Here is a 10,540-nt window from a genome sequence, read left to right as displayed (position 1 = left end):
ACGGCGCGTAGCGGCCGCAGGGCATCCGGATCGGGCCGGTCTTCGACATTCCAGCTATAGTCGCCGGTCAGCGAGATATGCTCCCAGCCCAATGGAGGGCATCGCGTGGAAGGTACGCCAGACAACGCTAAGCGAGAACATTTCAAGAACCGTATGATGGCCGTTACCGCCGGAGGTCGCTAAGCCCCAGTTCTTCCCACATCCATGTAAAGTCATAGGTGCCCATCGGATCGGCGGTGCCCGATTTTGCCGCGCCATTTTCGATATATTTGAGCCAGTCGGCTACCTTTACCCGCCCCGCCTTTGTACAGGCCAGAACGCGTGGCGTCTTGTGGCTGAGGGCTGGGACCGGCTCATCGAGCGTTTTCGTATATTCACGGGTCAGCATATCGTGAACGATGCGCTCCATTTCATGCGGTGGAATATCCAGCGCCTCGTCCTGTGGCGTGCGGGCGGCATCGTCGGCCATAACCTGATCGAGCGTCCGGATTTCGGCCATAGGCGCGCTCACGCAATCACCAAGCCATTCGCCCATCTGGGTAATTGCTCGCTCCGCGCGGGCGGCACTGTTTACCTCGACGATCAGCTTGCGCCCTGCCAGTTCCACATTGGCAAAAACCGGCGTGCCGTCATCCATGGTCGTGACGAAGGCCCGCTTGCCTTTGGTCGCTTGCGGCTTCTTGTTCTTCGTCGCTGGTGCCAGCCAGTTCCAGAAACTGTCGCTGGCAGGTTCCAGCCATTGTGCCGCGTTCAGCCTTCGGATCAGGCTCTTGCCGACCACGCCTTTCGCCAGCGGAAAAACGATACGGTGGAACACCAGGTCATCGCCGTCGGCGTTGACCATATCCGGCGCGCTGCCGGGCATGGCCTTGCCCAGACAGTCGAGCAGCCACATGTTCGTGAACATCGGTCCCGATGCTCCCAGAAGCGCGTCCCGATCGGACGGGTCCAATTCCGCAGTGTCCTGAGTTTCGTCGGCAAGTCGGGAAAATGCATCGACCACTCGCACGGCGCCCTCAGCGCTGAACGGCAACAGCGCTCCGGAAATGCCATGGCGCCCGTTCACGTCGACAACCCTTGCGGCGATCTTGTCCCAGTTGACCAGGGTCTGGGTTGCACCGTGTTCGCGCACCGTCACCGGAGCAACGTCGCGCAGCAGATCGCGCAAGGTCATCGACTGACCAGGCACGACTTCGCTGACCTCATAGAGCGACATGACCGTATCGCGTAACGCGCGCATATAGGCCTTGTTCGGCGCCTTTTCGTTCCAGCCCCGGCGCTTGAGATAGTCATCGACCAGATTGCGACCGTCGGGTTCCAGTTCCTGCGTAAGCAGATCTTCAAAGGCGCAGCCCCATAGCGGCCCTTGCCAGTGATCGCCAATTATCTCGAATATGGCGTCAGGCTCGAGTCCGGTCGCTTCGCTCGCCGGATCGAGATGCGCGGACAGCATTTCGGCCAATGCCTCATCCCATGGCGCGCGATCCGCATATTTCATCAGGCCGGAAAGATCGTGAGCCGATTTCGATCTGGACATTCAGATGGGCCTTTCCACGCCGAGGCGGCGCATTTCTCGATAGATGGTCGATCGGCCGATGCCGAGTTGTCGTGCTGCTTCTGTCGGCGAGATGCTCGCTTCGACCAGTTTGATGGCGGCATGTACCTTGGACATGTCGAGCGGCTGACGGCCGGGCAACTTGCCTTTGGCGCGCGCGGCGGCGATCCCATCCCTGGTTCGCTCGGAGATCAGTCTCCGCTCGAAATGGGCGATGGCCCCGAACACATGGAAGATGAGTTCGCCGGCGGCCGACGATGTGTCGATCTTTTCCTCAAGACTCAGGAGCGCGATGCCCTGGCCGCGTAGCGTCTCGACCGTGGTGAGCAATTCGGCGAGCGAGCGCCCAAGCCGATCGAGGCGGACCACCGCCAGCGTGTCGCCCTTGCGGGCATAGGCGATCAGTTCGGCCAGACCGGGCCGCTCCATGCTCTTGCCCGACATGACGTCGGTGAACACCTTGATCGCGCCGGCCTCCTCCAGACGCATGGTCTGTCCAGCCACGTCCTGATCGCCGGTGCTGACGCGGGCATAACCCAGAATATCGCCCATCCCGTGCGTCTCCCAAACGGTCGTTCTGTGGACGATCTGAAGGGCGATCGCTTCGCCCATCCATATCCGTCCACATACTATGTCTCTTTACTCATGGCTGTCCATAGGCCCAGATGACCTTTTGTGGACGGGAATCGGAATGACGAAGCGTAAGCATCAACTCCTGACCGAGAGCGAACGCGATCAGATCCTCGCCATCCCGAGCGAGCGCGACCATCTAGCCCGGCTCTACACCTTCGAGCCTTCGGACATCGAGATCATCGGCGCACGACGGGAGCGACGGAACCAGTTGGGTGTCGCGCTGCAACTCGCGCTCTTGCGGCACCCGGGCATCACACTGGCGCAGTTGATACAGGACAAGGGAGCGATACCCCATGATCTCGCCGCCTTCGTCGCGGAACAACTTGGTCTACACGTAACCGACCTGGCCAACTATGCAGCGCGGGATCAGACGATGACGGACCATGCCCGCGAGCTGGCGATGCGAGCGGGCCTTCGTGGACCAACCCGCGCCGACATTCCCTTCATGATCGAAGCGGCCGCGAAAACGGCATGGGCGACCGACAAGGGGATGACGATAGCGATCGGCGTTGTCACCGCCCTTCGCGAGGCCCGGATTCTACTGCCGTCCATCTCCACCATCGAACGCGCCAGTAGTGCGGGACGCGCGCGTGCCCGCAAGCAGGCTGCCTACGCCCTGATCGCTGATCTTAGCGCCGAACAGGTCCACGCCCTCGACCAGGTCTTTGACGACGCCGGCGGCATGAGCCAACTCGCTTCGCTCAAGACCATTCCCGTTGCGGCCAGGCCCGATCACATCCGCCAGATTCTCGACCGCCTGCGGCAAGTGCGGAAGATCGGCATCTCCCCGGACGTGGCTGGCCGCATCCATGCCGACCGATTTCGGCAATATGTCAGGGAAGGCCGCGCTTCGCCTGCCTATATGATCGAGCGATATATTCCCTCCCGACGGCGCGCTACGCTGGTTGCGTTCCTGCTCGACCTCGAGGAACGACTGACCGATAACGCCTTGGAGATGGCGGACAAGCTGATCGGCAGCATCTTCACCCGCGCGAAGAACGCCCAGGCGCGCAGCTATGCCACCACGTCAAAGAATGTGGCGCGGCTGATGCTGATCTTTCGCAGGACAATCGACGCATTGACCGATGCGGTCGATACCGGCGAAGATCCAATGGAGGCCCTGGACGCATCGGTCGGGTGGAACACCCTCCTGAAGGCGAGGCCAGAAGTGGCGACAATCGCGGAAACCGCCAACCTTGATCCGCTGACGGTGGCGGCCGACCGCTATGCGACGTTGCGCAAGTTCGCCCCCGACCTGCTTGAGGCGCTCCAGTTCAGGGCCGGAAAGGGCAGTGCAAAAACGATCGCCGCCATCGAGATGCTGCGCGACCTCAACAGGTCGGGCAAACGCGATCTGCCTGCCGACGCTCCGATGCCCTTCCGCAAGGAATGGCGGAAAATCGTCGTGGGCGATGACGGCAAGATCAACCGGCGTCTCTGGGAAATCGCGACGATCGCGCATCTGCGCAACAAGCTGCGTTCCGGGGATGTCTGGGTGGAGCGATCGGCAGGATACCGCCGGTTCGACAGCTACCTGCTCAGCGAACCCCAGGCGAAGCCGATCGTGTCGGCTCTCGGTCTGCCACCCACAGCCGGCGAATGGCTCGAACAGCGGGGCCGCGAACTTGACTGGCGGCTTAAGAAATTTGCCCAGCGCCTGAAGCGCGACGCTCTGGAGGGTGTGCGATATCGCGACGACCGCCTCCAGATATCCCCCGTTCGCACGATCGCGACGCCCGACGCCGAAGCGCTGGCCGACCGGCTCGATGCCATGATGCCACGCATCCGCATCACCGAGCTACTGCATGAGGTGGCGCAGGAAACCGGCTTTCTTGCGGCGTTCACCAACCTGCGTACCGGCGAGCCGTGTCCCAATGAAAACGCGCTGCTCGCCACGATCCTCGCCGATGCGACCAATCTCGGCCTGTCGCGCATGGCGGCGGCGAGTCAGGGCGTCACGCGCGATCAGCTCCTCTGGACCCATGACGCCTATATCCGCGACGACAGCTACCGCGCGGCGCTGGCCCTCCTCATCAACGCGCACCACCGCCTGCCATTCTCACGAGTATGGGGCGACGGCACCACGTCCAGTTCCGATGGCCAGTTCTTCAGGGCCGCGAAGCGCGGCGCGTCGGGCGGCGATATCAACGCCCGCTATGGCGTCGATCATGGCTTCAGCTTCTACACCCATAATTCTGATCAGCGCGCGCCCTACCACGTCAAAGTGATCTCGGCCGCGACGCATGAGGCGCCCTATGTCCTCGACGGCCTCACCAGCCACGGCACCGATCTCAGGATCGTCGAGCATTACACCGACACCGGCGGGGCGACCGATCATGTCTTCGCCCTGTGCGCGATGCTGGGATTTCGCTTCTGCCCGCGCCTGCGCGACTTCCCCGACAGGCGGCTCGCGCCGATCGCGCCGGTCACGGCCTATCCGTCCATCACCCCGCTGTTGGGCAAGCGTATCCGCACCGACATCATCGGTGAGCAATGGGAAGACGTGCTGCGCCTCGTAGGGTCGATCAAGGCCGGCCATGTCGCGCCATCGGTCATGCTGCGAAAGCTCGCTGCCTACGAACGGCAGAACCAGCTCGATGTCGCGCTACAGGAAATCGGCAAGATCGAGCGGACGCTGTTCATGCTGGACTGGCTAGAAAATCCCGATCTGCGCCGGCGATGCCATGCCGGTCTCAACAACAGCGAGCAGCGCCATGCCCTGACGCAGGCGATCTACACATTCCGCCAGGGCCGCATCATCGACCGCAGCCACGAGGCGCAGCAATATCGGGCGTCCGGCCTCAATCTGCTCGTCGCCGCGATCGTCTATTGGAACACGATCTACATGGATGCCGCCGCCCAGCATCTACGATCAACATCGGTCGCGGTGCCTGATGATCTACTCGCCCATACGTCCCCAGTAGGTTGGGAGCATATTGCTTTCTCGGGCGATTTCCTCTGGGATCGAGCAGCCGCTTCCGCTGGCCGCAAGGCCCTCAATCTGCCGCCGGATAGCCGCGCCGCCTAAGCGTTCGCTGATTGTTCGCCCTTAGCGTTGTTTAGCGTACCATCCACGCTATGCCCTCATGTAGCCCCCACCGCCAACCCCCAAGTCGCTACCATGTCGATCCGGAGGCCGAAGCAGGATCGCGACACCTGACGATCGCTCTTGCATCGGATATATGCATCACGGAAGCGCCCGGATTTCCGCCGTTCCCGGACTGATGCAGAACTTTTGATTTCTGCATCAACCCAGCGGGTCATCTCCAAATTCGTTGGGTCCACTTGTGCCGGGTAACCGCACATGGGCTACAGATCGCCCCGCGAGTACATCAATCAAACCCGCGAGACCCCGTCAGGCTTTTAGGAGGCCGTTTAATAAAAAAGCGGATTTGACCAAAACACATGCGTAACGCTTGAGACCGCTCAGAACACGGGCACAGCTTCCGCGGCGGGCAACGACACCCCTAGGACGTGCGCGATCGACGGTGCGATTGCGCGCATGTCTACGATGCCAAGATCGCGATGGGGAATGGTAGGACCGGCGACGATCAGCGTCGATCGCATTGCCGGATCGCTTGGCAAATAGCCGTGCATTCCCTTGTAGGTCGCGGGTTTGGCAATAGGTCCGGCGGGGTCGCGGCCGGTTTCAAAGCCGGGCTGTAGCGCGACGAAGAAGCTTGCCTCGCTCGCGCCGCCGGCTTTTGCGACGGCGCTGCGATCCAGCACTGACGCGATGTGATAGGCCGGGTCGGTAGCAATCGTAGCGAGGACGCTGCGGACCTTACCGACCAGCGCCGCATCGTCGGGCCGCGCCAGCCGGATCGCGGCAGTGCCGCCCGCCAGCCACGGCATCGCCTGCCAAGCGGTGGGTTTACCGTCTGGCCCGAGGGTGATGAGGCCAACGTCGACGAACGGCTTGAACAGGTTAATGTCGGTCGCGACCGACTGAAAGCCGTGATCCGACACCACGACGATCGTCACGTCCGGCATCGCGGCGCGGGCTGCGGCGACGAGCTGGCCAACCAGCGCATCGGTTTGCTCGATCGCCACATTGGCTGCGGCAGAGCCTGGACCGCTGCGATGTTCCTCGTGATCTATCCCGGCAAGATAGATCGTCGTGAAGGCGGGCTTGCGCACCGTCAGGATCGCAACAGCAAAGCGGACGCGGGTGGCGTCGCCCTCGACACTTTCATCAATGCCTTGCGCATACGGAACGCCGACGCGCTGCTCCAATTCGGGCAACAGCCCCGGTGTCGCCAGCGCTGCAAGCAACTTTGCATCGTCCGGGGTGCCAGTGCGCCAAATTTGCGGCAGATTGGCATCGAGCCCCGGCGCACCGACCGACACAGGCCAATGCACGTTGGCGGTCGCCAGCCCCTTGGCGTGCGCAGCCGCCCACAGCGTCGGCACACGCACGTCGCTGGCGTACCAATACCAGCCGGTCTGGTTGATGGCCTTAGGATCAAAGGTCAGGTTGTTCGACACGCTGTGCTTCGCCGGCGAGACGCCCGTGATAAGCGTCGTATGGCTTGGATAGGTCAGCGTCGGCAGCACGCCGACTACCCCTTTCGCCGACGCTCCCTCCGCAGCGAGCGCGGACAGGACGGGCAGTTTCAGTCCGCGAGCCTTCGCCTGGCGCACATCGTCCGGCCGCAGGCCATCGAGCGAGACGAGCAGCACTGGCGAGGCGGAAGCCTCGCCGATGGCCATGAAGCTTGCGGCTGCAATGACCAGCGAGCGAAGCATTCTCAGAATCCTTTGCGCAGGGATACGAAGACCTGCCGCGGCGCCCCCGCCAGCAACGTCTGGTTGTCACCGCTCGCACCATAGCCATTCGACCCGATCGTCGAGATGTACCTCTTATCGGTCAGGTTGGTCACGCTGCCCTCGATGACCAAGCCACCGAGCGCCGGGAAGCGATAGCCGATGCTGGCGTCGACCAGCACGCGGGCGCTGACCGACTGGTCGTTGAGGTAGGTGAAATAACGCTTCGACATGAAATCGGCACCAGCGCGGGCGAAGAAGTGCGTGTCGTCATAGACCAATTCCCCCTTGGCCATGTTCTCCGGCGTATCGACTACGGTCTTGCCGCGCGTGGCGGTCAACACCGCACCAGCGGCATTGCGGACGTCGTCGCGATAAGTCGCCTTGTTGTAGGAATAGCTGGCGAAAGCGGAGAAGGCACCGGCAATCCGGTAATAAGCCGACAGTTCCGCGCCATAGCTTTCGACACTGCCCGCATTGTTCAGCGTCGGCGGATTGCCGATGACGCCGGCACCATTGGCGAAGGTCAGCAGCCGGTTCGAGAAATCGACATAATAGCCGACCGCCGACAGTTGCAGCCCGCCACTGCGCAGGCGAACACCGCCTTCCGCGGTCTTCGACGTTTCCGGCTTCAGCGTCGAGCGAATCGCGTTGAACCCGATCTGAGTCGTCGCGAATGGGCCGGTAGTGGCCGACGACACAAAGGCGCGCATATTCTCGGTATAGCTGGCGAACACTTCGGCCCCGCCGCCTAAGCGGAACACCGCGCCGACCTGCGGCAGGAACCAGTCCTTAGCCTCGATCTTTCCGGCGACGAGCGTACCCGTCCTCAGGTTTGCAGTGTTCTGGACGCGCATCCCTTTCCACCCGCCGTTGATCGTCAGCTTGCCGAGCGTCAGGGTGTCAGCAACATAATATTGCAACGTGAACGTGTCGTATTTGCCGTTCCACTGCGTGAAGAACGGGTCCTTCTGAAATGCCAGTGTGTCGCGGTTCGGCGTCGCTGCATCCGCCATCGCGTAGAAGCGGCGCGCCTGAGTGAAGCTGTTGCTCTCGACCCAGCCGCCAAGTTCGATCCGGTTGGCACCAGCTTCATAGGCGACGTGGGTGAGATTGCCGGCGCGGTCGATGCCGTATTCGGTGGTCCGGAACGACAGCGGCGATGCCGTCGCGATCGTGCCGCCATTGCCGTCCCGCGCACCCGCCGGCGTGCCAACATAGGGTGTGATCCACGATCCTTGGCCCTTATTCTTGTGGTAATAGCTGGTCGAGGTGACGGACAGTTCCGGCGTCAGCGTCGCATCGAACGTCACGCCACCGAGCCAATCGCGGCGTAGACCGCCCGCGTCGAAATAGACGTCGTCGACCGTGCCTATGCCTGCCGGAAATGTGACGCCCGCGCTCGGATATGGCCGGGCGGCGACGCTTGCGGCATTCTGGTTGGCGTAGATCTTGGCGATCTGCAACGCGAGCGGGTAGTTGTCGCCGATGTTGTCGTTGTTCAGCCCACGACGACGGATGATGTCATAGCTGAGATCCTGATAATCGGTTTCGCGGCGATCCGAAAAATTCAGGAACGCGGTGATGCTGCCGACCCCCCTGAGATCCTTGACGATCTTTGCGTTCGCCTGGTGCTGGCGCTGGTTGCCATAGCCTTTCCACTTGTCGGTCTGAAGAAAGCCGTAGCTGATATATCCCTTCAGCCCGTCGCCGAGGTCGCCCGTGTCGAGGCGAATAAATCCGCGATAGGTTTGGTCGCTGCCATAGGTGCCCGAACCGACCACGTCGAATGTGTCCGATGGCCTGCGGCTGACGAACTGAAGCGTACCGCCCAGATTGCTCGTGGAGGCGGTGCTGATCGCGCCAGCACCCTGCGCAACCGTCGTGGACGCGAGGTTTTCCGAAATGATCGCGCGACTGATGTGCAGGCCGTTGACGTTGCCGTAGCTCATGTCGCCCAGCGGCACGCCGTCCAGCGTGAACCCTAGCTGGTTCTGGTTGAACCCGCGCAGCGAGATGCGCGTCGACCATTCATAGGCGCCGAAGGCGTCGGCGGACTGGAAGTTGACGCCGGGCAATTTGGCGATCGCTTTCAGCGGCGAGGTTCCGGGGGTCAGCCGCTCCATGTCGGTCGCGCTGACGGTCTGCACCTGCCTGCTCTGTCCGAAGCCGAGCACGACTATATCGTCTCGAGTGTTGTCGGTATCCTGGGTTGTAGCATCGACGACCGGAGACGCCGGCAGATCCTGCGCCTGCGCAGGCTGCACGATTAGTGCCGCAGGCGCAGCACCTGCGAGCACCAAAAACTTCGCGATCATGATCTGGCCCCTTGGTTTTTTTTGCGTCGTCGCGGTGGACCACCTATCGTTGCCGACCGGCGTGACGATGTCGTGACGCACCCATTACGGATCAGTGAAATCCATGCTCGGCACTTTACCGCCCGAACCCGATATCCGGCGCGGCGCGTCCGCGCTGGCGCTCCCGCTCGCGCTCGGCCTGCGCCGATTGGTCCATCTCGATCCCCGGCGCTTGCTCACGCCGGGGTGAGCGATCGAGCGCCGGCAGCGCGTCGAACCCGTCGCCGATGCTGGTTTGCAGCCCCTGACGGGATAGCTACGATGATCGAGGGACCCGCCCCACGATCAACTCAACGCGCTGATGGATTGAGCCTTGTGGCTGCCCAACCCGGAACCGCGCCTCTCCTGGACGGGGCGCTTACAGGTGGCGGGCCGCATCCATGCGCTGATGCAGGATACGGATGACGGCGATGCCGTAACTGGTCAGCTGGAAATAGATGACATGCTGCTCGACACCACGTCGCCGATAGCCTGGTCGGATGTTGGCACAGCCCTGCGCCTGCTGCGGAGCTTCGGCCAGATCGGTGCAGGCAGCTTCAATGAGGTCGGTGTAGCGCATCGCCTGGGGCAAACCCCAGTGCGCCACGGTATAGTCGAAAACTCCATCAAGGGGTCGGTTCCGGCTGAGGGCGAAATGACACCCTAAGCGAAACGGCAAGAAGTGGTGGGTAGCTGCCGATCAGTTGCCGGGCATGCTCAGCACTTTCCAGCGCTCCTCATCTGCCGATGGTGCAAAGCGACTTGTCCTTGCGCCCAGCGCAGCGCAGCGCTTTCACCGGTTTTCCGGCTTAGACTGCGATAGCGGTTCACGATAACGTTGCCATCAGGCTCGGACAAGTTCTTGAGCGTGCAACGCGCCTCGGGATCGGCGGACCCCAGCTTTTTAAAAAGCTCAGTCTTAGCCGCCCATTCGCTGTCACTATTACCCTTATAGCGATGGTTGTGCGTGTCCGCCCAACCGGGAACATAATTATGATCCTGTGCCATGGCCGCGCCCGGCATGATGATGGCTATCATAGCGACAAGCACGGATCGATATCGGTTCATCAAAGCAGCCTTCTTAATGTGATGTAAAGATAACCCAGAAGTTACCCTGATGATCCGTTACATTATCTAAAGCAAACGACCGCTTGGGGGCGGATGCTGCCCTTCACCATTCCGCCGGATGGATGTCGATCAAATGGATCAAATGTCAGTGAGATCCTCAGGGTACATCCCACCGCGCTGG

At 61.9% G+C, this 10,540-nt stretch carries 8 protein-coding genes; 2 read left to right on the top strand and 6 right to left on the bottom strand.

What is annotated here, in order from left to right; translation table 11 throughout:
• Positions 1-163 precede the first annotated feature (163 nt).
• Together GGQ89_RS19460 and GGQ89_RS19455 are read right to left on the bottom strand one after the other, a co-directional pair.
• The gene (locus GGQ89_RS19460; RefSeq protein ID WP_062734668.1) at positions 164-1,537 is read right to left on the bottom strand and encodes a DUF7986 domain-containing protein; all 1,374 of its coding nucleotides are present in this window, start codon (positions 1,535-1,537) and stop codon (positions 164-166) included.
• The gene (locus GGQ89_RS19455; protein WP_013849886.1) at positions 1,538-2,107 is read right to left on the bottom strand and encodes a recombinase family protein; all 570 of its coding nucleotides are present in this window, start codon (positions 2,105-2,107) and stop codon (positions 1,538-1,540) included.
• Between the two features lie 139 nt (positions 2,108-2,246).
• On the opposite strand from GGQ89_RS19455, the gene GGQ89_RS19450 reads away from it, so the two are divergent.
• Entirely contained in the window at positions 2,247-5,216 is a 2,970-nt protein-coding gene (locus GGQ89_RS19450; RefSeq protein WP_015449292.1) for a Tn3 family transposase, read from the top strand.
• A 398-nt stretch (positions 5,217-5,614) separates the two neighbouring features.
• Here GGQ89_RS19450 and GGQ89_RS19445 read toward each other — a convergent pair whose 3' ends face one another.
• Together GGQ89_RS19445 and GGQ89_RS19440 are read right to left on the bottom strand one after the other, a co-directional pair.
• Positions 5,615-6,937, bottom strand: a complete 1,323-nt coding sequence (locus GGQ89_RS19445) for an alkaline phosphatase family protein (protein WP_070321793.1) — start codon at positions 6,935-6,937, stop codon at positions 5,615-5,617.
• A gap of 2 nt (positions 6,938-6,939) precedes the next feature.
• A complete protein-coding gene (locus tag GGQ89_RS19440) occupies positions 6,940-9,273 on the bottom strand; it encodes a TonB-dependent receptor (protein WP_070321794.1) in 2,334 nt (777 codons plus the stop codon).
• Between the two features lie 103 nt (positions 9,274-9,376).
• Between GGQ89_RS19440 and GGQ89_RS20310 the strand changes: the two genes are divergently transcribed.
• Positions 9,377-9,502, top strand: coding sequence for a hypothetical protein (locus GGQ89_RS20310; protein ID WP_276208884.1), 126 nt, complete (start codon positions 9,377-9,379; stop codon positions 9,500-9,502).
• A gap of 168 nt (positions 9,503-9,670) precedes the next feature.
• On the opposite strand, the gene GGQ89_RS19435 is transcribed toward GGQ89_RS20310, so the two are convergent.
• Entirely contained in the window at positions 9,671-9,970 is a 300-nt protein-coding gene (locus tag GGQ89_RS19435) for a type II toxin-antitoxin system RelE/ParE family toxin (protein ID WP_184107124.1), read from the bottom strand.
• Positions 9,971-10,008: 38 nt separating this feature from the next.
• Complete coding sequence (locus tag GGQ89_RS19430) at positions 10,009-10,329, bottom strand: hypothetical protein (protein ID WP_184107122.1); 321 nt, start codon at positions 10,327-10,329, stop codon at positions 10,009-10,011.
• Between the last annotated feature and the right edge of the window lie 211 nt (positions 10,330-10,540).

It is taken from the genome of Sphingomonas yabuuchiae (assembly GCF_014199595.1).
Taxonomy (GTDB): Bacteria; Pseudomonadota; Alphaproteobacteria; order Sphingomonadales; family Sphingomonadaceae; genus Sphingomonas; species Sphingomonas yabuuchiae.
The sequence above is the reverse complement of the archived record's forward strand: the minus strand, read 5'-3'. Positions and strand labels throughout refer to the sequence as shown.